Raw genomic sequence first — 23748 nt, 5'->3', positions numbered from 1 at the left:
TGAGAAGAGGATGACCAGCCTGCATCGTCCGCGATAGCGTCCCCGGACCAATGCCGCCTAGGCCCGGACCAATGACTGGCGGCCCCCGGTCGCCGGCTAGGGGGCCAGGCGTCGGCTCCAGGGTGCGTCATGGAATGCGGAAGGTCGGGCGTCCCTTGACCTTCGCTCCTCTGGATGACGCCTTCCGCGCGTGGCGGCAGAGGCGCGCTCTGGATGAGTTCGAGCTGGGCGCACTCTACGACACCCGCCCGGATATCGCTTATTTCGGCTTCGACAGGGACGCCTTGGACTTCTGCGCGTGGTTGAGATCGATCACGACGCGCGTCCGCCCAGGCTTGGATGCCTTGATCTGCGTGATCCCGAGCCCCGCGGCGAACAGCGCCTGCCAGCCCGACCGCCGCAAGGAGGGAGGCGGCAGTTTGGCGGTAAGACCCCGCGCGGCCAGCTTTCGGCATGCCGTCGCAAACGACATGTCGTCGGCGATGGGCAGGACGCCCAGCGACTTCTTCGCGGCCGACCAGTCCTCGGCAGAATGTCCGGTGATCCAGATGACATAATCCTGCGTCTCGCCCGGCAGCACCGTCCCACCCTTGCGCCAGGCCGTCACGCGACCGGGACCGGCATTGTAGGCGGCGGCGGCAAGGCCGAGGCTTCCGAAGCGCCTCCGCAACTCGGTCAGGTATTTCGCGGACTCGGCAAGGGACCGCGTCGAGTCGAACGGATCCAAGCCGCGCTCCGAGGCCGTCCCGGGCATGAACTGCGCGATGCCCTGCGCGCCGCGCGGGCTGACGGCTTTTGGGTTGAACAGGCTTTCCCGCCAGATCAGGCGGGCGAAGAAGGAGGCGGGCAAGCCATTGCGGGCCGCCTCGTCCTCGATCGAGCGGCAGGTTTCCCGGCCAAAATTCGCGGCCGTTTGAGCAGGAGGCTTCTCCTCCCCCTCGGCAGCTGAGGCGCCGTTGGCGGGGAGAAGGGTCACGCAGGCGAGGAGGGCGATGAGCGTCGGTCGAAACATGCTTCCCCTGTATGCCAGAACAAGTGCCATATTGCGGCATCCGTTATGCTGAAAACCGGATCCGCCTGCTTTGTTTAAGCTTCGACGCTGGTATGACCGTTGCGGCACCTCGGATCTCGAGGAGCCACCTCAGGCCGAACATTTTGTCCGCCTGGCCCAGGAAACTGTCGTCGTCCGCCGGAGCCGGACGAGGCCCATGCTGCCCACCCCGCGCCAGCCGCCGATGGCCTCGAGACGCTGTCGCTGGCACGGGTTTTCGGGCCTCTCGTTCGGCGAGGCGGCTTGGAGGGGCTGGAGCACGTTCACCAGAAACTCGGTGCGCGCTCCGGCGTATCCTCCAGCGAATGCGCCACGAAGGTGAGGACCTTGCGCAGGTTCTCCCGGGTGATCGGTCCGCCGAGGCAGAGACGCACGGTCTCCGGCGGCGGCGCGCTGTCGGCGACGAAGACGTCGCTCGCGACGACGCCGATGCCCGTGCCGCGCATCTGCCCGATGAAGGCGGAGCGGGTCCACCCGGCGGGGAGAGGCATCCAGATGTTGAAGGCGAGCGGATCGCCGCGGAACGAGCCCTCGTCGAGGATTTCCCGCGCCATGCGCTGGCGGGCGCGGGCCTCGTCGCGGACGAAGGAAAGGATCGCGTCGGCCGTCCCGTCCTCGATCCACCGCGTGGCGATCGCCGCGGTGATCGGCGATGCCATGACGTTGGCGGCGGCCATCGCCGCCATGAAGGGCCAGGCGGACCGCGCATCGGGCGCAACGACATAGGCGACGCGAAGCCCGGCGCCGATGCATTTGGCAAGCCCCGCGACGTGCCAGGTGAGGTCGGGCGCGATCGCGGCAAAGGGTGGCTCGCCGTGATCGGGGATGAAGCCGTAGGCGTCATCCTCGATGATCGGCACGCCGAACTCGCGCGCGACATTGGCGATCTCCGCCCGGCGGGCGGCGGGGATGGTCAGCGTCGTCGGGTTGTGAAGGGTGGGGTTCAGATAGAGCGCCTTCGGCTCCAGCGTCCGGCAGGCGGCGCGGAAGGCCGCCGGGAGAATGCCGTCCCGGTCCATGGCTATGCCGACGAGGCGCAGGTCCTTCTGCGCGGCGATCGCCCGGATGCCGGGATAGGTGATGGCCTCGCAGAGGACGATGTCGCCCCCCGAGCAGAGCAGGCGGAGAATGCCGAGCAGCGCGGCATGGGCGCCGGGCGTCACGAACAGCCGCTCCTGCGTCGGGACCAAGGCCCGCCGTCCCAGCCAGTTCGATGCCGCGTCCCTGTCGCTCGGCGCGCCGCCAAAACCCTGGTAGCGCAGCAGCGCCTTCATGTTGCCGGCGACCACGGAGAAGCCCGCCTCCATTCTCGCCAGCAAAGCGGGGCTGTCCGGCTCGGGCGGCAGGTTCATGTTGAAATCGGTGCGGGAGGAGGAGGGCGGCCGGGCGAAGGATGTGGCGGCCGGGCGGTCCCGCTTCAGGCGCTCGGGCGCGTCGGCGGCGATGAAGCTCCCGCGCCCGACCCGGCTGACGAGAAGCCCGCGCTTCTGCGCCTCGACATAGCCGCGGGCGACCGTCGTGAAGTCGATCCCGAGGCGCTCGGCGAGGCGGCGCTGCGGCGGCAGGCGGTCCCCCGCCACCAGCATGCCGCCCATGATGTCCGCCGCCATGCTGTCCGCCAAGGCGAGGTAGCGCGGCTTGTCGCTCAGCGAGAGGTCGGGCTTCCAGTCCTGCATGGTGATCCTGACGTCGACGGGGGATCCATCCAGTAGATTGACCATACATTGACTGTATCGGGAAGCTTTTCAAAACAGCACAATGTCTTGCGTCACAATGGTCCAAACTGCCCGAAAAGATGCAGAAGGCTGCCTATATTGATGACAGTCGCTGCCCAAAGCGCCAATTGGTCGCGCTGACTGAGTTCTATTGATCGCAAAATTGACTGCATCAATCGATCCGCGTTGACCGGATCGCCTGATGGCACCGATCCTTCTCTCGCCGCCAGTCGGCCGCGCCCGCTACCCGCATCCGTCACGAGGAAGGACAGTCATGCCCGTCGTTCAAAAAGAGCCGCATCAGAAGGGTGATTATCTCGTCGACTACGAGGAGAAGGTCTTCGAGGACGTGAAGGCCGATCCGGGCGAGCGCGCGCTCGTCACCTTCCACACCGTGGCGTTCGAAGGCTCGATCGGCTTCGTCAACTTGCTCCAGGCCACCCGTCTCTTGCGCAAGGGTTTCGAGACCAGCGTGCTGCTCTACGGGCCGGGCGTCACCCTAGGGCTTCTGCGCGGCTTCCCGAAACTCGGCGACGAGGCCTTTCCAGGCCACCAGAACATGAACAACCAGCTCGTCAAGTTCATGGAGGAGGGCGGCAAGGTCTATGCCTGCCGCTTCGCCCTGCAGGCGCTCTACGGCCATGGCGAGGGCTCGCTCATCCCCGGCATCCGCCCGATCGCGCCGCAGGACGTGCTGGACCTCATCCTGCTGCACCGCAAGGACGCCTTCATGATGCACACCTGGACGGTCTGAGACCGCGGGAAGGAAGGGACTGGCCATGAAGGAGAAGCAGCTGGTCAGGGTCGCCGCGGTGCAGATCGCGCCGGACCTCGCCTCCCGCGAGGGCACGGTCGAACGTGTCCTCAACGCCATCGCGGAGGCGGCGGGCAAGGGCGCGAAGCTCGTCGTCTTTCCCGAGACCTTCGTGCCTTGGTACCCCTACTTCTCCTTCTGCCATCCGCCGATGGCGACGGGGGCGGAGCACCTTCGCCTCTACGAGAACGCGGTCGAGATACCGAGCCCGGCGACGGCGGCGGTCGCCGCGACGGCCCATCGCCACGGCGTCGTGGTGGCGCTGGGCGTCAACGAGCGCGACCACGGCACGCTCTACAACACGCAGATCGTTTTCGACGCGGACGGAAGCATCGCCCTGAAGCGCCGCAAGATCACGCCGACCTTCCACGAGCGGATGATCTGGGGGCAAGGCGACGGCTCCGGCCTCACCGTGGTCGACACCGCCGTCGGCCGCGTCGGGGCGCTCGCCTGCTGGGAGCACTACAACCCGCTCGCCCGCTACGCGCTGATGGCGCAGCACGAGGAGATCCACGTCGCGCAGTTTCCGGGCTCGCTGGTCGGGCCGATCTTCGCCGACCAGATCGAGGTGACGATCCGCCACCACGCGCTGGAGTCCGGCTGCTTCGTGGTCAACGCCACGGGCTGGCTGACCGAAGAGCAGATCGCCGAGATCCAGCCGGACGAGAAGCTGCAGCGCGGCCTGCGCGGCGGCTGCATGACGGCGATCATCTCGCCCGAGGGCGCCCATCTCGTGCCGCCGCTGACGACGGCCGAGGGCATCCTCGTCGCCGACCTCGACATGGGCCTCATCACCAAGCGCAAGCGCATGATGGATTCGGTCGGCCATTATGCGCGGCCGGAACTCCTGTCGCTCGTCCTCGACAACCGCCGCCAGGCGCCGATGCGCGCCGCCGCCGATCCCGCCGCCCTTTCCTTCGGAGACGAAAGCGATGATGCCGACCCTGCCGACCGCGATGGACACAGCGGAACTGATCAACGAGTTGCAGTCCTTCGGCGCCCGCCTCGTTGATCCCAAGGCCGGCGCCGACTCCCGCCGCGGCGGGGCAGGGCCGTCCGACCATAAGGCGATGACCATCGACGGAATGACCGTCATGGTCCCCGTCCACACCGCACCGGCCTTCGAAAGCCCCTATCTCGTCGAGAAGCCCGACGCCTTCGGCCGCAGCCGGGTGCTGCGCGAGGGCCTGCCGATCGGCGACATCTCCTTCCCGCTCCGCCCGAAATTCTACGATCTGTCGACGGCGGACGGCATTCCCTATTCCAAGATCGCGGTGCTGCATGGACGCGACGTCCTGGCGACGACTGTCCTCCAGACCTGCATCCGCTACCAGAGCCGCACCAAGACCTGCCAGTTCTGCGCCATCGGCCAGTCGCTGGCGGCGGGGCGGACGATCGAGCGCAAGACGCCGGCGCAGCTGGGCGAGGTCGCGAAAGCCGCCGTCGAACTCGACGGGGTCAAGCACATGGTGATGACCACCGGCACGCCGCCCGGCAGCGATCGGGGCGCCGCGATCCTCTGCGAAAGCGCGGCCGGCGTGAAGGCGGCGGTGGACCTCCCGATCCAGGTGCAGTGCGAGCCGCCGGACGAGGACGCCTGGTTCGAACGGATGCGCGGGAGCGGCGCCGATGCGCTCGGCATGCATCTCGAGGCGGTGACCGAGGCGGTGCGCCACCGCATCATGCCGGGCAAGGCGCAGGTCTCGGTCGAGCGCTATTTTTCGGCCTTCGAGGCCGCGGTGCCGGTGTTCGGGCGCGGCCAGGTCTCGACCTACATCCTCGCCGGGCTCGGCGACAGTGAAGCCGAGATCCTGTCGGTGTGCGAGCGGCTGGTGGCGATCGGCGTCTATCCCTTCGTAGTGCCGTTCGTGCCGATCTCCGGGACGCCCATGGAAAGCCATCCGACGCCCGATCCCGCCTTCATGCACGCGATCCTGCGCCCACTGGCGAGGATGCTGGTCGACGGCGGGCTGAGGTCGGTGGACGTGAAAGCCGGCTGCGCGAAGTGCGGCGCGTGCTCGGCGCTCTCCACCTACGAGCGGGGCGAAGCCGATGTGAAGGGGTGCGCGGCATGATGTTTGATCCCGTCCGCTCCTTCGTGGCCCCCGGTTTCCAGATCAAGCACGCCGTCGATCCCTGGGAGAAGAAGGGCGCGGCCGCGCTCCGCCGCGCCGTCTTCTGCCGCGAGCAGGGCCTTTTCGAGAGCGACGACCGCGACGCGATCGACGATGTGGCGATCCCGATCGTCGCTTTGGCGCTCTGGGGCGTCTATGCCGATGCCGTGGTCGGCACGGTGCGCATCCACGAGGAGGCGCCCGGCCTCTGGTGGGGATCGCGCCTCGCGGTCTGCGAGCACCACCGCAAGGTCGGCGCGCTCGGCACGGCGCTGATCAAGCTCGCCGTCTCGTCGGCCCATGCGCGCGGCTGCACGCGCTTCCTTGCGCATGTGCAGAGCCAGAACGTCCTCCTTTTCCGCCGCCTGCACTGGGAGACCGTCGAGGAAGTCGAACTGCACGGGCGCCTGCATCACCGCATGGAGGCTGACCTCTCCTGCTACCCGCCATTCCACACCCCCGAGACCGGGTTCATGGCCTTGAGGGCCGCCGCATGACCAGCGCAATCGACCTCGCGGCGTTGGCGAAAGTCCTGCGCAGCAGCGCGGGGCTCACGGCCAAGGGCGATATCGCCGAGGCGACCAGCCGGCTCGGCCTATCCGCAGCGGGGGCCGTGCCGGTCGGCGACGACTGCGCCGCCATTCCCGACGGCGAGGGCTGGCAGCTTCTTGCGATCGAGGGGTTCATGAACGAGTTCGTCGCCCGCGACCCCTGGTTCGCCGGATGGTGCGGCGTGATGGTCAACCTCTCCGATGTCGCCGCCATGGGCGGGCGAGCGATCGCCGTGGTCGATGCCCTCTGGGCCGAGGGCGATGCCTCGGCACGGGCGGTGATGGAAGGCATGCGGGCGGCATCCGAGCGCTATGGCGTGCCCATCGTCGGCGGACATACCAACCTCAAGACGGACCGCGCCCAGCTTTCCGTCGCGATCCTCGGGCGGGCGAAGCGCCTGCTCACCAGTTTCGACGCGCGGCCCGGCGACGTTCTGGTGGCGGCGATCGACCTGCGCGGGCGCTACCGCGAGCCCTTCTCCAATTTCGAGGCGGCGACGGACGCCCCGGGCGAGCGGCTGCGCGGCGATCTGGAACTGTTGCCGCGCATTGCCGAAAGCGGGCTGGCGCAGGCAGCCAAGGACATCAGCCAGGGCGGCATCGTCGGGACCGCGGCGATGTTCGCCGAGTGCTCGAAGGTCGCGATCACGATCGACGTCGGCGCTGTCCCGAAGCCCGACGGCGTGTCTCTGGAGCGCTGGCTGCTGACCTTCCCGAGCTACGGCTACCTTCTTTCGGTATCTCCGCCCAACGTCGCGGCCGTGCTCGGCCTGTTCGCCGAGCGCCAGATCGCCGCCAGCCAAATCGGCGTCGTTTCGGTGGGCGACGCTGTCTCGATCCGGGATGGGGAACGGGTGGAGGTCATCCGCAATCTCGGCATTGAACCCCTGATCTTGCCTACTGAACTAGGTGTTGCGGCATGAGGGCCGTGGCGTCTCCATCCGGTTCCAGCTTGCAGTCCCGCGCAAAGCCGGCGGCTGTCCCTCGCGACAGCGCGCCCGGCGTAGGTGCCGAGCGCCCTCGCGCAGACGGGCCCGGAGGCATCCATGCCTGAGGTCCGCTTCACCATCCGCTGGCCCGACGGACAGTCCGAGGACTGCTACTCGCCCTCGTCGGTGATCAAGGAGCACTTGCAGCCCGGCCGTGCCTACCCGCTCGCCGAGTTCCGCGATCGAACCCGCACGGCCCTGTCGATCGCCAGCGACCGCGTCCGGGCGAAGTACGGTTTTCCCTGCTCCCAGGCCCTCGGACAGATCGAGCGCATCGAAGCCCGGTGCTGGACCTTCGCCGACACCGCCGACGCCGCCGTCGGCGTCCTCTCTTTTCAGGAGTAGTTCATGGCCGGATCGCTTCCTCCCTCGATCCCCGTTGCCATCGTCGGCGGCGGCCAGGCGGGCCTCTCCCTCAGCCAGCACCTGACGTCCCGCGGCATAGGGCACCTCGTATTCGAGAAGTCGACCGCGATGCACGTCTGGGACGACCGGCGCTGGGACAATTTCTGCCTGGTGACGCCGAACTGGCAGTGCGATCTGCCGGGCCACGCCTATGACGGCCCCGACCCCGACGGGTTCATGACCAAGCCCGAGATCCTCGACTACCTCGCGGCCTTCCGCGCGAAGGTGGACGCGCCGCTCCGCGAGGGGACGGCCGTCACCCGGATCGTGCCGCAGCCGGGCGGCGGGTTTCTCGTCGAAACGTCAGTCGGCTCGCTCCACGCCGATCAGGTCGTTGCGGCGTCCGGAGGGTACACGGTGCCGATCATGCCGGCCTATGCCAGGGACCTGCCGACCCCGATCGTTCAGATCCACTCGGAACAGTACCGCAATGCCCAGCAGTTGCCGGACGGCCCGGTGCTCGTCGTCGGCTCCGGCCAGTCCGGCGCGCAGATCGCCGAGGACCTGCATTTGGAGGGGCGGCGCGTGCATCTCGCCGTCGGCAACGCGCCCCGCTGCGCGCGCTTCTACCGCGGCCGGGACGTCGTCACCTGGCTCGCCGACATGAACTACTACGACATCCCCGTCGAGGAGCACCCCTTGCGCGAGGGCGTGCGCGACAACACCAACCACTACGTCACCGGCCGCGACGGCGGCCGCGACATCGACCTCCGGCGCTTTGCCCTGGAGGGCATGCGGCTCTACGGCCATCTCGAGGGTTTTTCGAAAGGCCACCTGCAGTTTCAGCCGACTGTCGCGGTGAGCCTCGACGAGGCCGATCGCACCTACAACCGCATCAACGCCTCGATCGACCGTTTCATCCTGGAGCAGGGCATCGACGCGCCCCCGGCCTCGTTCTACGCGCCGGTCTGGCAGCCCGAGGGCGAAGCGACATCGCTTGACCTCGTGGCAGAGGGGATCGCGGCGGTGGTCTGGTGCATCGGTTTCCGTCCCGACTTCGGCTGGCTGCAGGCGCCGGTCTTCGACGCTCAAGGCCACCCGAAGCACCGGCGCGGCGTGACTGACGTCGACGGCCTCTATTTCCTCGGCCTGCCCTGGCTCCACACCTGGGGCTCGGGCCGGTTCTCCAGCGTCGGCAGGGACGCTGCCTATCTGGCGGACGCCATTGCGGGTGCCCTCAAAACGCGACAGGCCCCGCGCCGTCTCGCCGCCGCGGGTTGCCGCCACTGAACGGGACGGCCGTTGAGGCTTGATCGCGGACGCCGGATATTGCCGCCGCCGTCAGTCTTTCCCCACCTGAACGAAGCGTGCTTGTCGAGATGCCGCAGTTCTCCGGCGTCGGTTCGTCTCGGATTGCCCTTACGAGAACAGTTGGCGGACACGTTCGGGCTGGGCAGGCCGAGGGCGGCGATGTTCGCTCAATCGCCGCCTGAGCTCCTCACCGGGACGCCACGACCGGGAGCCAGATCCAGAGGGCGACGAGCGTTGCGAACAGCACCGGCGGCGTGAGGACGAGACCGACCTTCATGTACTGGCCCCAGGTGATCGTCTGCCCTTTGCCGGCGAGAACGTGCAGCCAGAGCAGTGTTGCGAGCGAGCCGATCGGCGTAAATTTCGGGCCGAGGTCGTTGCCGATGACGTTGGCGTAGACCATGAGCTCTCGGGTGACGGGGTCGAGGGCGGCGCGGTCGATGGCGAGCGCCCCGACGAGGGTAGCGGGCATGTTGTTCATGACGGAAGCGAGCACCGCGACGACGAACCCCGTGCCGACGGTGGCAACGAATGTCCCTTGCGCGCCGAGCCAGACGAGGATGCCGGCGGCGATGTCGGTGAGGCCGGCATTTCCGAGGCCGTAGACCACCAGATACATGCCGACCGAGAACAGGACGATCTGCCAGGGCGCCTCGCGGAGGACCTTGGCGAGCGGCACCACGGCGCCGCGCCCGCCTGAGAACGAGCGTCCGGCGATGGCGAGGAGGACGAGGGCCGCAGCGCCTGTGACGAAGGCGATGGGAACGCCGAGCGGGCCGGTGACGAAGTAGGCGACAAGCAGAAGGCCGAGGAGCGGGAAGGCCGCGCGGAAGACGGCGGGGTCCTTGATCGCGCTGGCCGGTGCCTCAAGCTCGCCCAGCGGATAGGTGGCCGGGATGTCCTTGCGAAAGTATCCCCAGAGGACAGCCAGCGTCGCCGCGAGCGCCACGAGGTCGACGGGCACCATGACCGCGGCATAGCGGCCGAAGGAGATGTCGAAGTAGTTGGCGGTGACGATGTTGACGAGGTTGGAGATCACCAGCGGCAGACTGGTCGTATCCGCGACGAAGCCGCAGGCGACGATGAAGGCGAGCGCCCCCGCCGGCGGAAAGTTCAGCCGGAGGAGGATCGCCAGCACGATCGGGGTCAGCAGCAGCGCCGCGCCGTCATTGGCGAAGAAGGCGGCGATCACCGCGCCGAGGACGATGACGAGCGGGAAGAGCCTGCGCCCGTTGCCGCCGCCCCAGCGGGCGACGTGCAGCGCCGCCCAGGCGAAGAACCCGGCCTCGTCGAGGATCAGCGAGATGACGATAAGCGCGACGAAGGTGAAGGTCGCGTCCCAGACGATGTCCCAGACCACGCCGACATCGGCCCAGCCGACGACGCCGGAGAGCAGCGCCAGCGCGGCACCGCCTAGCGCCGACCAGCCGATGCCGAGCGCTCTCGGCTGCCAGATCACGAGAACCAGGGTGGCGACGAAGATCGCGAAGGCGAGCATGGGCGGGTTCCCGGCTGGATGAGGTCGTGCGGGGCAGCGGGCTTGGCGCTGCCCCGGGGCATTGAATCGGATCGGTCAAAACGTCGGCCGCGGGCAGTGTCAGATCGAGGCCTGGTTCACCCGCTTCATCAGCGTTTCCGCGCTCTCGACCCGTTCTGAATAGCGGTCAGTGAGGTAGGCAGAGCGGCCGCGCGTCATCACGGTGAACTTCGCCAGCTCCTCGCAGACGTCGACGATGCGGTCGTAGAGGCCTGAAGGCTTCATGCGGCCGGCCTCGTCGAACTCGAGGAAGGCTTTCGGCACCGAAGACTGGTTGGGGATGGTGATCATCCGCATCCAGCGGCCGAGGACGCGCATCTGGTTGACGGCGTTGAAGCTTTGCGAGCCGCCGGAGACCTGCATCAACGCCAGCGTCTTGCCTTGCGTCGGGCGCCTCGCGCCGTCGCTAAGCGGGATCCAGTCGATCTGCGCCTTCAGGATCGCCGTCATCGCGCCGTGCCGCTCGGGGCTCACCCACACCATGCCCTCCGACCAGTCGGCGAGGTCGCGCAGCTCGCGCACCTTCGGGTGGTCGGGCTCTGCGCCGTCCGGCAGCGGCAAGCCGCGCGGATCGAAGCTCTGGACCTCGCAGCCGAACCAGCGCAGGAGCCGGGCGGCTTCCTCCGAGACCAGCCGCGAGTAGGAGCGCGCGCGGAGCGAGCCGTGGAGGACGAGAATGCGGGGTGCATGCGCCGGCGCGCCGGGGCCGGCCAGCGTCGCCACGTCGATCGGGCGGAGCTGATCGAGCGCGACGTTGGGAAGGTCCATCGAGAGCGGGTCGGTCACGCCGCCGGTCCCGGGGCGGTGACGACTGATGTCACGGCCTCACCGTCCTCCTTGGTGAAGGACGCAACGGGGTTGTCGAGGAGCGGCAGCACCTTCTCGGACGGGCGGCAGAGCGCGACGCCCTTGTCGGTGACGACGATCGGGCGGTTGATCAGGATCGGATGCGCCATCATGGCGTCCAGCAGTTCCTCGTCGGAGAGCTGCGGGTCGTCGAGGCCGAGCTCGGCATAGGGCGTGCCCTTCTCGCGCAGGAGTTCGCGCGGCTTCATGCCCATAACGTCGAGGAGTTCGATCAGAGTCTCCCGGCTCGGCGGCGTCTTCAGGTACTCGATGACCTCTGGCTCCTCGCCGGACTGGCGGATCATCTCCAGCGTGTTGCGCGACGTGCCGCAGGCGGGGTTGTGGTAGATCGTGACGGTCATCATGTTCTCTCAGGCGACATCGGACGGGCGGAAAGAGGCGCCTTCGAGCTGCCCGATCTCGCGGACCTTGACGGCGAGCCGGGTGCGCTCAAGGCTTTCGATCGGCAAGGCGGTGAAGACCGAGATCCGGTTCTTCAGGTAGCGGAAGGCGGTGGTGAAGGCGGCGCGCTGCCAGATCTCGCCGCGGCTCTCCTGGCTTGGATCCTCGATGCCCCAATGCGCGGTCATCGGCTGCCCCGGCCAGACCGGGCAGGCTTCGCCGGCGGCCTGGTCGCAGACGGTGAACACGAAATCCATGATCGGCGCCTGCGGTGTCGCGAACTCGTCCCATGCCTTCGAGCGCATGCCGTCGGTCGGGTATCCGAACTCCTCCAGCACGCTCAAGGCCATCGGGTTGACCTCGCCCTTGGGACGGCTTCCCGCGGAGAAGGCGACGAACCGGTTGCCGCCCTCCTTGCGCAGGATGCTCTCGGCCAGGATCGAGCGGGCGGAGTTGCCCGTGCAGAGGAACAGGACGTTGAAGGGAGTGCCTTGGGTCACGTGCAGGTCTCCAGGGAACAGGAAGGGGAGGTGAGCGTGGTCAGGTCGCCGCAGATCTCAGGCTTGCCGTCGCAGCAATCCTCGGTGAGGAAGCCGAGGAGCTGGCGCATGTCGTTGTAGCTGGCGGCGTAGAGGATGCGGCGCCCATCCCGGCGCGAGGCGATGAGCCCCGAGCGTTCAAGCGTCGCTAGGTGGAAGCTCATCCGCGTCGGGGCAATGGCGAGCCGCTCGGCGATCTCGCCGGACGGAACGCCGTTCGGCCCCGCCCGGACGAGCATGCGGAAAGCGGCGAGCCGGTCGGCATGGGCAAGGGCGGAAAGGGCGGCAACGGCGCGGTCATCATTCATGTCTGCTATTATGCAAACATCCTTGTAGAGTTCAAGCGCGTGCCAACTTCTTTCCGCCGGGCATGGCGTTTAGCCGTTCATTTCTTTTGCGTCTGCGATAGGCGTCGTCGCTGGGTTCGGCATGCCGTTGATTAGAACCTCGAAGGCCGTCCGGCTGAGCGGCTTGGAGTACAGATAGCCTTGCCCTTCGCGACAGCCGATCGCTTGAAGCACTTCAGCCTGCTCCAGCGTCTCGATTCCCTCGGCAATGACCCGGATATCGAGACCTTCTCCAAGCGTGATGACGGATTTGAGGACGGCGATCGACGGCGGGCTCTCCGGGGCGTCCGTCACGAAGCTCCGGTCGATCTTGATCTTCGAGATCGGGAAGCGCCGGAGGTAGCCGAGGGACGAATAGCCAGTGCCGTAATCGTCAAGGGCAAAGCTGATGCCAAGGGCCGTCAGAGCCGCGAAGGCCTCCTGCAGGCCGCTGCTCTCCGAGACGAAGGCGGACTCGGTGATCTCCAGTTCGAGCCGTCTGGCCGGAAGGCCCGACAGCGCCAAGGCACGTGTCACCGCCGCCACGAGGTCGCCGGCCTCGAACTGAATCGGCGACACGTTGACCGCTACCTTCACGCTATCGGGCCAGCCTGTAGCAGCAAGGCAGGCTGTTTCGAGGACGAAGGCGCCGAGCCGGTGGATGTAGCCCATTTCCTCGGCGACCGGGATGAAGGCGATGGGCGAGATGTAACCGCGCACCGGATGCCGCCAGCGCACGAGCGCTTCCGCGCCAATGATCCTAGCATTCTCGATCAGCACTTGCGGTTGATAGACGACCTCGAACTCGCCCTTGTCCAAGGCGTTTTCGATATCGCGTTCGAGCGTGAGACGGGCAAGGCGGTCGACCTCCATGCCGCTGTCAAAGACGGCGATCCGCTCGCTGGCCAGTGACTTCGCCCGGTAGAGCGCAATGTCGACCTGGCGCATCATGTCGGTCCCATCCACGGAATGATGCTGCCACCAGCCAATGCCGACGCTGGAGCCGACCGAGATGCGGTGCCCCCTAATAAGGTAAGGCTCGCGGATGGCGGCGAGCAGGTGCTGGGCGGCCTCGACGGCTATCGCGACGTCGGCGCACCGCAACAGGATCGCGAACTCGTCTCCCCCGATCCGCGCGACAAGGGCCTCCGGTCCGACCACGCGGCGGGCACGCCGTGCCGTCTCGACCAGCACCGCATCGCCGGTCCCGTGGCCCAGGGCATCGTTGACGGCCTTGAACCGATCGAGATCGAACGCCATCAGCGCGACGCCGTCCGGACGTTCCGCGTCGCCCAGGTCCGAGATTGCGCCTTCGAGGGCGCGGCGATTGGCGAGTCCCGTCAGCATATCGTGCAGCGCCTGGTGCCGCAGCCGCTGCTGCGCACGCTCGCGGTCGGTAACGTCGCGGAGCGTCAGGCAAAGATGCAGGACATCGTCCGCGGCGGCATCCTCGTGGGCGGTCACTCCTCTCATCCAGAAGGGCGCAATCGAATATTCGATCACGCGCTCTTCCTCCCCAGCATCGAGCGTCAGATGCCGCAATGTCCGGTCGGCATGGGCAGCTCTTGTCGATCCGATCCGGGCAGCTTCGCTGAGCGCCTCGCTCAGTGCAGGCGGCAGGTCGCCCAGAAGCGCGATCGGGACCGGACTGCGCAGGAGGGTCGCCGCCTCGACATTACTGCGCGCGATCCGGCCATCGCCATCGACGATGACGATACCGTCGAAGCTTTCGTCGACGACATGCTCGAGCATGCCCTCTGAGTTCGATGCGTGGAGCCGGGCGAGCCAGACCCGGAGCCGGCCGAGGTTGAACTCGCGCAGGAGCGTCAGGATCAGCAGGCCGAGGCCGAGACCGTGAAGGCTGGCCGTTTGTAGCGACACGTTTCCGTATTGCTGGAGGAGGAAGGCGCCGCATTCCAGCGACACCATCGCCGCGGTCAGGACGATGACGGCGCGTCTTGCCGGAACCCGTGCGATGGCAGCAAGGGCGAGGATCCCAATGATCGCGAGGGCCGCTATGGGCAAGGGTCTCTCGGTGATCTCCCGCTTCTGGATCAGCGTCTCGGCCGCCAGCGCGTGAACGAGCGATCCCGAAACCGTCCCGAAGACGGGCACGGTGAACAGGTCGCGCAACTCGGCGGCGCTGGCGCCGACGATCAGCGTCTTGCCGGCGAGAGCTTCTGGCGCCACGCGGCGGTGGAGAAGGTCGACAAACGAAATGCGCGGTATCTGAGAGGCGGCGATGCTGTAGTCGATGCCGAAAGTGCCGGTCTGGGTCTCACGGCCGGCGACGACCGACGCCAGCGAGGACAGGGTTTCTCCCGCAATGTCTGTCGCAAACGGCACGCGCCGCAGCCGCCCGTCGGGGTCGATGGCGACGTCGACACCGACGGGCCACGACGCCTGGAGCAGCGAGTCGATCGGCATGGCCGCGTGAAGCGTCGCGGCGCCCGTCGTCTCGGGCTGCGCGAAGGCGGCGAGGTAGGTTTCTATCCCCGCATTGGCGAGCGCGTCACCGAAAGCCTGATCTTCCGTCGCCGTCGAGGACGATGAGAAATCGATGTCGAAGGCCACGCGCTCGGCCCGCGCTGCCGCAGCCGATGCGAGCATTTCGCCGTAGAGGTGTCTCGGCCATGGCCAGATCCCGACGTCGGAAAGGCTCTTTGCATCGATATCGACGAGGACGATGCTGCCGCTGGGCGAGCGGCTGTGCGCCGAAAAACGCAGTTCCGACAGGCGGTTGTCGAGCGCATCGAAGAGCCCGGTCGCCTGCGCCACGGAAAGGCCCAGCGCCAGCAACCCGAGCAGCCCCATTTTCCGAAACGCGCGGAAAAGCGCCGGCCGAGGTTTGCTGGCCGACGTCAGTTGATCCCTGGACATACCAGCGGTCCCGTCCGTCAGTGCTTACCCTTGCCGTTGCCGCTGCCACCAGCGTTTCCGTTGCCGCCAGCGTTGCCGTTGGCGTCGGCATTGCTGTTGCCGCCGGCATTGCCGTTGCCGCCGGCGTTGCCGTTGCCGCCGGCATTGCCGTTGCCGGCGGCGTTGCCGTTGCCGGCGGCGTTGCCGTTGCCGCCAGCGTTGCCGTTGCCGCCGGCATTGCCGTTGCCGCCGGCGTTGCCGTTGCCGTTGGCGTCGGCATTGCCGTTGCCGCCGGCATTGTCTTTGCCACCGTTTCCGTCACCCTTGTCGCTGTCGCTAGGTTCGTTGCCGTTTCCTTTGCTCTTGCCAGCGTCACCGGCGCTACCGCCCGGTCCGTTGCCGCTCTCTTTACCCTTGTCGCCACCTGGGTTGCCCTTGTCGTCCTTTCCATCGTCACCGACGCTGCTGCCCGGTTCGCTGCCGTTCCCCTTGCCCTTGCCCTTGCCAGGGTTGCCCTTGCCGTCCTTCCCGTCGTCACCGACGCTGCCCGGTCCGTTGCCGTTCCCCTTGCCGTTGCCTTTGCCAGGATTGCCGTTGCCGCCCTTGCCGTCGACGTTGATGCCGCCGCCAGGACCATTGCCCGGCTCTTTGTCCTTGCCGCCGCCAGGCTTGTCTTTGCCGCCCTTGCCGTCGTCACCAGTGTCGCCGCGAGGTGCGTTGCCGTTCCCCTTACCTTTGCCGCCGCCAGGGGTGCCCGTGCCGTCCTTCCCGTCGTTGCCGCCGCTGCTGCCTTTGCCGTTGCCGTTGCCCTTGCCGCTTCGATCGCCATTGTCGCTTCCCTCGCGGTCGCTCCGGCCATCGCTGTTGCTGTTGTCGCCCGAACGCGCGGACGATGTCTGAGAGCCCCGGTTGTCAGAAGCGGCGGAAGGCGTCGTGGAACCCGCATCGCCTGTCCCGGGACCGGCGGTCGACGCACTGGCCTCGCCGACCCGGGCTTCGGCGCTGAATTCCTTCATGGTCATTCCCGCCGGCGCAACGGATGGCGAGGAAGGCGTGCCCGATGCTACCGCCGGCGCATTCACGCCGCCCGTGCTAAGGCCGCCCTTCGCGGAGGCAACGCTGGCGTTCTGCCCCGCGCCCACCGCGGCCGTCTGACCCGTCCGCAGATCGCTGACCTGAACAAGGCCACGGGTGACCCCGATGTTCGTCTTCGCCCTGGCAACGCTAACCGTGAACTTCGTGCCCTTCACGACGGCCGCCATGTAGGGCGTCTGCACCGTGAAGTGCGGCTGCTTCCGCTTCTCGATGTCGAACTCGATACTGCCGGCCTTCTGCCTGACCTCCGTCTTCGCGCTGAAGAAGGATTTGGGGACGACCGCTGCCACGCTGTTCGGCATCAAGGTCATCACATTGTTCTCGCTGACGAGACGCACGCGGCCGTTCGACCCCGTCGCAATGGTCAGACCCTCGGCGATCTTCATCTCCCGTTTGATCTCGAAGCGCTCTTTCGACTGCGAGATGGCATAGGCGGTGCCTGAGACGCGATCGACCAACCATTCTCTGGCCATCGCAACGCTGCCGCTGAAGGCCCAGCCAATGATCGTAAGAAGAAAGATGAATGTTTTCATCGTGTGTATCCGCCATTCCGAAGTCAGCGGAGACTATGATTGTCCAGCTAAGGACCACTTAATCAGAAGCCGACAAGTGATGTCGAAAGTGCATTTCCTGCGCGACTGGGCCTATGAGGAGCATTCGCGCGCGACACTCGCTCGAAGACAGGCCGGTGAATCAATGATGCCAGTGCCCGCAGTGCTCCTGCCGGCAGAAAAGCCGCGAGAGCGTTCGTGAAGGAAGGCTCTGTCGTCATGTCAGTTGGTCCGACAGCCGCCAAGACTGGGTCGCAGAACCGCGGGCAGCCCATGGAACCGCCCCTCCGGAGACCCATTACTCAGCGGCCAATTGTTCGGCTCAGCGAGCAGTTGGGCTGGGATAGCATGCCATGGTGACTTGGTTGCAGTTTGGCGACTTGCATGCCTGCGAGGGCGATGATTGGGACAGCCTGTCGACGTTCCAGCGTCTTGTCGCGGAGGCGAACGAAGGCTGTTCGGGGCGCATCGGCTTCGCGGTTCTGCCGGGTGACAACGCCAACCATGCGACGCGGGAGCAGTTCAAGCGCGTGGCGGAAGTCGCCGCCGGGCTCGCATCGCCGCTATTCATCCTCCCGGGTGACCACGACTTCGAGGCAGGGCATCTTGACGACTTCCGCCAATACCTCGCGGCGCAGCCCCTGCCACGCATGGAAACGATCGGCGCCGCTCGCATTCTGCTCCTCGACATCGTCAGCGCCGGATCGGGCGGTCCGGATTTTCGTCTGGGACAGTCACAGTCTGCCTGGTTGAGGCGGCGGCTGGCGGAGGAAGCCGATGCCCCGACCCTCGTTTTCATGCATGCCTTCCCCGAGGACCTGCACGAAGGCGGCGAGGCGGTTGCGACAGCCTTGGCAGAAGGCGGCGTTTCCTATGTCGGGACCGGGCACACCCACTACAACGACGTGTTGAACGACGGGCACGTCATCTATGGCGCGACCCGTTCGACCGGGGAAATCGAGGAGGGGCCGCCGGGTTTCACCGTCTCGGCGCTGGACGGCGATGTCGTCTCCTGGCGCTTTCGCGCGCTGGGATCCGGCTGGCCCTTCGTGCTCATCACCTCGCCCTCGGACATCCGGCTGGTCACGAAGGCGCAGTCGCGTACTCAGGTGCCCGACCGTTCCTTCGAGGTCCGCGCGGAAGTCTTCGGTGCTGGGCCCCGCACGCGGGTGACGGCTACGCTCGACGGTGGGGGAGAGCGGCAGCTGACGCCGGACGGGAGTGGCCTCTGGTGCTGCCGCTTCGATGACGTTTCGGACGGTCTGCGTGTCCTCGCCGTGACGGCGGTGTCGGAGGACGGCGCCAGCAATACCGACACCGTCGAGGTGCTGGTGCGCAATCCGCGAGAACGGCCGAAGCGCGGTCCGGCCACGGCTCTCGGGCACTCCGTGCACTCCGTCCGCTCCTGGCCGAGCCACGGCATTCCCGGTGGACGCCTTGGGCCGAACGCGAACGGCCGCAAGTGGTGAGCTAGCCGCGTCGGATCAGCCCGCTCGACCCAGATGCAGAACGGCCGCGCTCCGGTCGTTCCAACATTGCGATCTTCGGCTGAGCGACAGTCGTTTCCCGGCGCTCAGTTCCAGGGCTGGAAGAGGACTGCGCCGAGCGCGAGGAGAAGCGCAGGCGGCATGACGACGATGCCGATCTTCAGGAAGCTCCACGCGCCGAAGGACAGGCCCTCCCGTCGAAGCGCGGTCAGCCAGAGGATGGTCGCGAGCGACCCCGTGACCGAGAGGTTGGGGCCGATGTCGATGCCGACGAGGATCGCGTCGATGACCTTCTGAGGCAGGTCCGCGGCCGTCGTGAAGGCGCCGGCGAGGAGGCCGAGCGGCAGGTTGTTGGTGAGGTTCGTGCCGAAGGCGAGTGCGGTGCCAGCAAGGAACGCGCCGGTATCCGGGTTGGCGTTCAGCGGACCCTGGAGGTGGCCGACGAGCATCGCCTGCACCCCGCTGAATTCCAGGGCGCGGACGATCACGAAGAGGCCGGCGACGAGGATCAGCGTATCCCAGGAGATTTCCTTCAACAGGGGAAGCGGGCTGGTGCGTTCGCCGACCGTGACGGCGAGCGCGGTTAGGAGGCCCGCGATCAGCGTCGGAAGTCCGAGCTCCAGCCCAAGGGCCGAGGAGCCGAGCAGCACGGCGGCAGCGGCCGCAAGGCCGATCGCCGCGATTCGTCCACCTGTCGACAGAGCGGGAATGGCGATGTCCGTGTTCGTCGTTCCCGTGAGGTTGGCACGCTGCGTCAGCCGCAGCAGGAAGAATGTCGCGCCGATCGCGGCGACCGAGGGAAGCGCGAAGCGGGCAAGCCAGTCGCCGAGCGCCGGCATGTCCGCCCCGAAGACGACGAGGTTGGCCGGGTTGGAGATGGGCAGCACGAAGGAAGCGGCATTGGCGACGAAGGCGCAGATAAGGAGGTAGGGAATGGGCGACGTGACCTTGGCCGCCCGTGCCACCGCGATGACGGCAGGCGTCAGCACGACCGCGGTCGCGTCGTTCGACAGGAACACCGTGACGAGCGTGCCGATCAGGTAGACGAGGCCGAAAAGCCGTTGCGGCGAGCCCTTGGCCGAGCGGGCGGCATAAGCTGCCAGAAAGTCGAAGAGCCCTTCACGGCGGGCTGTTTCGGCGAGCAGCATCATGCCCGCAAGAAAAAGATAGACGTCTGTGCCCGAGGCGATGCCGTGCAGCGCCTCGGGCCAGGGAAGGAGGCCGAGGACGACGAGAAGCACCGCCCCGGCGAGGGCGTAAACCCATTCCGGCTTGTTCAGCGGCCTGAAGATGACGCCGAAGACTGAAAGGGCGCTGATACCCCAGGTGGCAAGGTTGACGCTGATGGGCATGGGAACGCCTGGCTTGCCGGGGGAAGCCGGCGATGGGTATCGGATCTCTACGGATGTTGGCGAGCGACCTGTCAATCACCCTTGCAGGCGGCTGCAACTTTTGAAGCACAGACAAGCCAGAGCACCAGGCCGCACAGCGCGAAGCCCGCGAGCGCCAGGTAAGCGACGGAGAACCCGTAGCGTGCGACGATCACGCCGGCGATGGCAGGGCTGAGCGAGGCGCCGACGCCCTGCACCGTCATCACCGCGCCAAGCCCCGCATTGATGTGGCCGGTTCCCTTCAGCATGCGCGCCACCAGTCCCGGGACGGCCACGCCGAGCAATCCGGCCCCGACGCCATCGAGCATCTGCACGGGGATCAGCGCGTAAGGGCTTGGCCAGAGGCCGGCGATCAATCCCCGGAGCGGCATGGCGACCAGGGCCGCGACGAGGAGCAGAAAGTAGCCTCGGCGGCCTGCGAAGCCCGCTGCCAGCAGTGCGATCGGGATCATCGTCAACTGGGCGATGATGACGGTCGCGGCCGTATACGAGACCGGGTCGGACAGGAGCGTCTGAAGCGTCGAATGTTGGGTGCTCGGCTCCGCCGCCGGCCGGCCTGCGGTTGCCTGTCCCGGCGCAATCGTCACCGACGGTGCCGTCGCATTGGCGTCGGATGGCGCCGTGCCTTGCGTCGAGGCTTCAGGGGATGCCGTCGTCGCGCCGGCAGGTGCGGTGTCGCTACTTTCCGCCTGTGTCGCGACCTGCTGGCCGAGCAGCGGCAGCATGGCGCCGTTGCCGAAATGGAAGAGCATCAAGGTCGCGGCCAGAACGAACAGAGGTGTCGACTTCCACAGCACGCTGAAACCCGACGGCGCCTCTTTCTCGTCTCCGCTCGACTTCTCGAGGCCGCGCGCGGCGTCGTGGTCGATGTCGTCTGCCTTGATCATCAGGACAGCGACAATGGAGCCGGCCGCCATGACGGTCATGAGGATGAAGACGGCGGTGAGGCCGAACTCGTAGCCGAAGAAGCCGGCACCAGCCGCTGCAAAGACGTTGCCGCCATGGTTCCAGGCCTCGTTGCGGCCGAGCTGGGGCGCAAGGCCCTTTTGTCCGACGAGACCCAGCGTCAGGCCGGCAATGGCCGGGCCGATAGCGGCGCCCGCAATGCCGGTCGCGATCTGCGAGGCCGTGACGAAGGCGAAGGTCGGGACAAACAGGATGGCGACCGAGGCGATGATCACCAGCGCCGCGCAGAAGGCGACCATGAAGCGCTTGGCCTTCGACGCGTCGGCCAAGGCGCCCAGCGGTGTCGTCGCCAGCATTCCGGCAATGCCGCCGATGGTCATGACGTAACCGATGGTGGCCGTGCTCCAGCCTTGCCCGATCAGGAAGATGCCGAGAAAGGGACCGAGACCGTCCCGGACGTCGGCGAGGAAGAAGTTGACTGCGCCAAGAGCCTTCAAGGATCTCGATCGAGCAACCTGGCGTCCGGACGGGAGTGCTTCTGCAACCGTGGTCATATGCGCATCCTGGAGGGGTTCCGAGCCGACATCTGTGCGTAACCGCACTGACTGGCCGGCCTCTCAATGCGCCGTCCGTGTTATGGTTGCTCACTAAGCATCATGGCGATAGCCGCGTTGTCTTAACCGTGGGGCCGTGGTGCAGAACTGCATCTGGCAGCAACGCTCCGCCCTGAAGCGGTCGCACCTGTATGCACCCCGCCTTCGATCAAGCCGACGACGGGGTGTAGACCACTACAACCGGACGAGCCGCGACGGATAGCCGCGTCGCGGCGATGAGATCTCGCCCCGCAGATTGCAGTACGCGGCGTGCGTCCGCCTGTGGCGCCTAGAACTTGATCATCACCTTCCCCAGATGCGCTGCCGCCGCGAAATAGCGGTAAGCCTCGGGCGCGTCCACGAAGGCAAACGTCTTGCCAGGGATGGTGTCCAGGCCCTTGGCTTCGATGAAGCGAAGGAGGTCGACGAACATGGCACGGCTGCCATTGGCGATGCCGCGGATCGTCAGGTTCTTGGCGATGAAGGCGAGATAGTCGGGAATGGCGGGGCCCTTGCCCGGGGAAACGCCGACCACGACGATCTGGCCGTTGACGGCGCAGGCGGCGATGGAATGACCGAGCGTATCGACCCCACCGGTCTCGATGACGATGTCGGCGCCGGCACCGCCTGTCTCCGCCATCAGTTCCGCTGCCCAATCGGCGCTGGTGCGGTAGTTGATGGTGATGTCGGCCCCAAGCGTACGGACGAGGTCGAGCTTCTCGTCCTGCGAGGAGGTGATGGCGACACGCGCCCCATGCGCTTTCGCGATCTTCATCGCGGCCAGCGAAACGCTGCCGGTCCCAAGGCACAGGACGAGATCGCCGGGCTTGACGTGGCACATCTCGGTCAAAGCATGCCAGGCGGTGAGGGCCGCCGAGGCAAGGCCGGCGACGTTCTCGTCGGCAATGCCATCCGGCACTCGGATCAACGCGGGCGCGGGTAGCACGACCTTTTCCGCCAGCCATCCATCCCGCGTGACGCCGATGTCCTCGGCGAAGACATCCTGACGAAACCCGCCGTCGAGCCAGCTGGAGAAATGACCGCAGACGACGCGGTCGCCCGCCTTCACCTCGGTGACCCCGTCGCCGACCGACACGACGGTGCCCACACCTTCCGACATCGGAATTCGCGTCGCAGGCTGGTCGCCGCCATAGGTGCCGCGCAACAATTGCAGATCTCGGCTGATCATGCCGACGAGGCGTGGCGCCACGATGACTTCGCCGCGGCCGGCAACCGGCTCCGCGCGCGTCGTTGCGGTCAGGGCCTCGATGCCGTTCCGCGCTCCAATCTGGAATGCTTTCATACTGCTGGCCTTCTTCCGTTGTGTGTGGGGAGCATACGGAGAATTCAGATCGGCAGTGGCGATGATCGATCGCCATGGCGGCGACCGATGCGCTACAATCAGGGATGGCCGATGATCTGGTGGGGATTTCCGTCTTTGTGACAGCCGTGGAGGCTGGCGGCTTTTCCGCGGCGGCCGAGCGCCTTCATTTGTCGCGTTCGGCGGTCGGCAAGTCGATCGGCCGCCTGGAGAAGCGGCTGGAGGTTCGGCTGTTCCACCGTACCACCCGCAGCATGACGCTCTCCGAGGATGGGCAGTTCTTTTACGAGCACTGCTTGCGGGCTCTCGCCGAACTCAGGGCAGGACGGGAGGCGCTCACCTCCGGAAAGAGCGTTGCGACGGGCAGGTTGCGTGCCTCCTTGCCGGTGCTGTTCGGCCGTAGATGCGTCGCCCCGATCCTCACGAGCCTGGCAGGCAAGCACCCGCTCCTGGAACTCGAGCTGAACTTCAGCGATCGGACCGTCGACCTCGTCGAGGACGGGTATGACTTAGCCATCCGCAGCGGCGCACCTGAAGGTGGCGCAGGGCTGATGACCCGCCGCCTCGCCTCGCAGACGATGATCCTCTGTGCTGCACCCCGCTACTTCGCGGATAAGGGGGCGCCGCGATCGATCGCCGACTTGGAGCGGCACGCGCTGATTGCCTATGCCGCGAGGGGCCAACTCAGGACATGGCTGTTCCCGCGGCGCGGCCATGCGCCGATCGAAATACCGCCGGCAGGACGGATGCGCTTCGACGATCTCGAGTCGATCTCGGACGCCGTTGCCGATGGACATGGCATCGGTTGGCTGCCCCGCTGGCTGGTCAGCGACCGGCTGGGTGCTGGCGAGATCGTCGAGGTGCTCGCCGACGTCCCGCCGCTTGTCGTCGACATCCATGCGGTCTGGCCGGAGACGCCCCATCTCCCGTTTCGAACCCGGCTGGCGATCGACGCCTTGGTTCAGGAGCTTCCCCGGACCATGGACGCCATCTAGCGTTTTCATA

Annotated in this window: 21 protein-coding genes; 9 read left to right on the top strand and 12 right to left on the bottom strand. The window is 66.9% G+C overall.

The features are described 5' to 3' along the window. Window positions 1-259: 259 nt before the first annotated feature. Both ACZLZQ_RS00525 and ACZLZQ_RS00520 read right to left on the bottom strand, forming a co-directional pair. A complete protein-coding gene (locus ACZLZQ_RS00525) occupies window positions 260-1012 on the bottom strand; it encodes a lytic transglycosylase domain-containing protein (protein ID WP_472947583.1) in 753 nt (250 codons plus the stop codon). Between the two features lie 302 nt (window positions 1013-1314). Continuing rightward, the gene (locus tag ACZLZQ_RS00520; protein WP_472948421.1) at window positions 1315-2727 is read right to left on the bottom strand and encodes an aminotransferase-like domain-containing protein; all 1413 of its coding nucleotides are present in this window, start codon (window positions 2725-2727) and stop codon (window positions 1315-1317) included. Between the two features lie 313 nt (window positions 2728-3040). On the opposite strand from ACZLZQ_RS00520, the gene ACZLZQ_RS00515 reads away from it, so the two are divergent. The 7 genes from ACZLZQ_RS00515 to ACZLZQ_RS00485 all read left to right on the top strand — a co-directional run bounded on the left by ACZLZQ_RS00515 (window position 3041) and on the right by ACZLZQ_RS00485 (window position 8869). Next, window positions 3041-3520 carry an MSMEG_0572/Sll0783 family nitrogen starvation response protein gene (locus ACZLZQ_RS00515; RefSeq protein WP_472934872.1) on the top strand — a complete coding sequence of 160 codons (480 nt, stop codon included), beginning with the start codon at window positions 3041-3043 and terminating at the stop codon, window positions 3518-3520. A 25-nt stretch (window positions 3521-3545) separates the two neighbouring features. Next, window positions 3546-4592 carry a Nit6803 family nitrilase gene (locus ACZLZQ_RS00510; RefSeq protein ID WP_472947582.1) on the top strand — a complete coding sequence of 349 codons (1047 nt, stop codon included), beginning with the start codon at window positions 3546-3548 and terminating at the stop codon, window positions 4590-4592. Further along, complete coding sequence (locus ACZLZQ_RS00505; protein WP_472948420.1) at window positions 4516-5655, top strand: MSMEG_0568 family radical SAM protein; 1140 nt, start codon at window positions 4516-4518, stop codon at window positions 5653-5655. The genes ACZLZQ_RS00510 and ACZLZQ_RS00505 overlap by 77 nt, the downstream gene beginning before the upstream one ends. Next, the gene (locus ACZLZQ_RS00500) at window positions 5652-6191 is read left to right on the top strand and encodes an MSMEG_0567/Sll0786 family nitrogen starvation N-acetyltransferase (protein WP_472947581.1); all 540 of its coding nucleotides are present in this window, start codon (window positions 5652-5654) and stop codon (window positions 6189-6191) included. Before ACZLZQ_RS00505 ends, ACZLZQ_RS00500 begins: the two co-directional genes overlap by 4 nt. Further along, window positions 6188-7168, top strand: coding sequence for a sll0787 family AIR synthase-like protein (locus ACZLZQ_RS00495; RefSeq protein ID WP_472947580.1), 981 nt, complete (start codon window positions 6188-6190; stop codon window positions 7166-7168). The genes ACZLZQ_RS00500 and ACZLZQ_RS00495 overlap by 4 nt, the downstream gene beginning before the upstream one ends. 123 nt (window positions 7169-7291) lie before the next feature. Continuing rightward, entirely contained in the window at window positions 7292-7579 is a 288-nt protein-coding gene (locus tag ACZLZQ_RS00490; RefSeq protein ID WP_472947579.1) for an MSMEG_0570 family nitrogen starvation response protein, read from the top strand. A gap of 3 nt (window positions 7580-7582) precedes the next feature. Continuing rightward, a complete protein-coding gene (locus tag ACZLZQ_RS00485) occupies window positions 7583-8869 on the top strand; it encodes an MSMEG_0569 family flavin-dependent oxidoreductase (protein ID WP_472947578.1) in 1287 nt (428 codons plus the stop codon). 208 nt (window positions 8870-9077) lie between these two features. Here ACZLZQ_RS00485 and ACZLZQ_RS00480 read toward each other — a convergent pair whose 3' ends face one another. The 7 genes from ACZLZQ_RS00480 to ACZLZQ_RS00450 all read right to left on the bottom strand — a co-directional run bounded on the left by ACZLZQ_RS00480 (window position 9078) and on the right by ACZLZQ_RS00450 (window position 17027). Beyond that, window positions 9078-10388 (bottom strand): arsenic transporter, encoded by a 1311-nt coding sequence (locus ACZLZQ_RS00480; RefSeq protein WP_472947577.1) that lies wholly within the window; start codon window positions 10386-10388, stop codon window positions 9078-9080. Window positions 10389-10487: 99 nt separating this feature from the next. Beyond that, entirely contained in the window at window positions 10488-11195 is a 708-nt protein-coding gene (gene arsH, locus ACZLZQ_RS00475) for an arsenical resistance protein ArsH (RefSeq protein WP_472948419.1), read from the bottom strand. Window positions 11196-11209: 14 nt separating this feature from the next. Then, window positions 11210-11635 (bottom strand): arsenate reductase (glutaredoxin), encoded by a 426-nt coding sequence (gene arsC, locus ACZLZQ_RS00470; RefSeq protein WP_472947576.1) that lies wholly within the window; start codon window positions 11633-11635, stop codon window positions 11210-11212. Between the two features lie 9 nt (window positions 11636-11644). Continuing rightward, the gene (locus ACZLZQ_RS00465; RefSeq protein ID WP_472934880.1) at window positions 11645-12175 is read right to left on the bottom strand and encodes an arsenate reductase ArsC; all 531 of its coding nucleotides are present in this window, start codon (window positions 12173-12175) and stop codon (window positions 11645-11647) included. After that, window positions 12172-12522, bottom strand: coding sequence for an ArsR/SmtB family transcription factor (locus tag ACZLZQ_RS00460; RefSeq protein WP_472934881.1), 351 nt, complete (start codon window positions 12520-12522; stop codon window positions 12172-12174). Before ACZLZQ_RS00460 ends, ACZLZQ_RS00465 begins: the two co-directional genes overlap by 4 nt. A 69-nt stretch (window positions 12523-12591) precedes the next feature. Then, a complete protein-coding gene (locus tag ACZLZQ_RS00455) occupies window positions 12592-15420 on the bottom strand; it encodes an EAL domain-containing protein (protein ID WP_472947574.1) in 2829 nt (942 codons plus the stop codon). A 17-nt stretch (window positions 15421-15437) separates the two neighbouring features. Then, window positions 15438-17027, bottom strand: a complete 1590-nt coding sequence (locus tag ACZLZQ_RS00450) for a FecR domain-containing protein (protein WP_472947573.1) — start codon at window positions 17025-17027, stop codon at window positions 15438-15440. A gap of 371 nt (window positions 17028-17398) precedes the next feature. Between ACZLZQ_RS00450 and ACZLZQ_RS00445 the strand changes: the two genes are divergently transcribed. Then, window positions 17399-18514 carry a metallophosphoesterase family protein gene (locus ACZLZQ_RS00445; RefSeq protein ID WP_472947571.1) on the top strand — a complete coding sequence of 372 codons (1116 nt, stop codon included), beginning with the start codon at window positions 17399-17401 and terminating at the stop codon, window positions 18512-18514. 104 nt (window positions 18515-18618) lie between these two features. Here the strand turns inward: ACZLZQ_RS00445 and ACZLZQ_RS00440 are convergent, their stop codons facing one another. The 3 genes from ACZLZQ_RS00440 to ACZLZQ_RS00430 form a co-directional block, all read right to left on the bottom strand. Next, window positions 18619-19884: an arsenic transporter gene (locus ACZLZQ_RS00440; RefSeq protein ID WP_472947570.1), complete on the bottom strand. Its 1266-nt coding sequence runs from the start codon at window positions 19882-19884 to the stop codon at window positions 18619-18621. Window positions 19885-19955: 71 nt separating this feature from the next. After that, a complete protein-coding gene (locus ACZLZQ_RS00435; RefSeq protein WP_472947568.1) occupies window positions 19956-21383 on the bottom strand; it encodes an MFS transporter in 1428 nt (475 codons plus the stop codon). Window positions 21384-21711: 328 nt separating this feature from the next. Continuing rightward, window positions 21712-22725 carry a zinc-dependent alcohol dehydrogenase family protein gene (locus ACZLZQ_RS00430; protein ID WP_472947567.1) on the bottom strand — a complete coding sequence of 338 codons (1014 nt, stop codon included), beginning with the start codon at window positions 22723-22725 and terminating at the stop codon, window positions 21712-21714. A 104-nt stretch (window positions 22726-22829) separates the two neighbouring features. Here ACZLZQ_RS00430 and ACZLZQ_RS00425 point away from each other — a divergent pair, with 104 nt between their 5' ends. Continuing rightward, window positions 22830-23738, top strand: a complete 909-nt coding sequence (locus ACZLZQ_RS00425; RefSeq protein ID WP_472947565.1) for a LysR family transcriptional regulator — start codon at window positions 22830-22832, stop codon at window positions 23736-23738. The last annotated feature ends 10 nt before the right edge of the window (window positions 23739-23748 follow it).

The sequence above is a fragment of the Mesocryomonas lacus genome (assembly GCF_055730105.2).
Note: the sequence above shows the minus strand (reverse complement) of the source record. Positions and strands in the feature narration are given on the sequence as shown.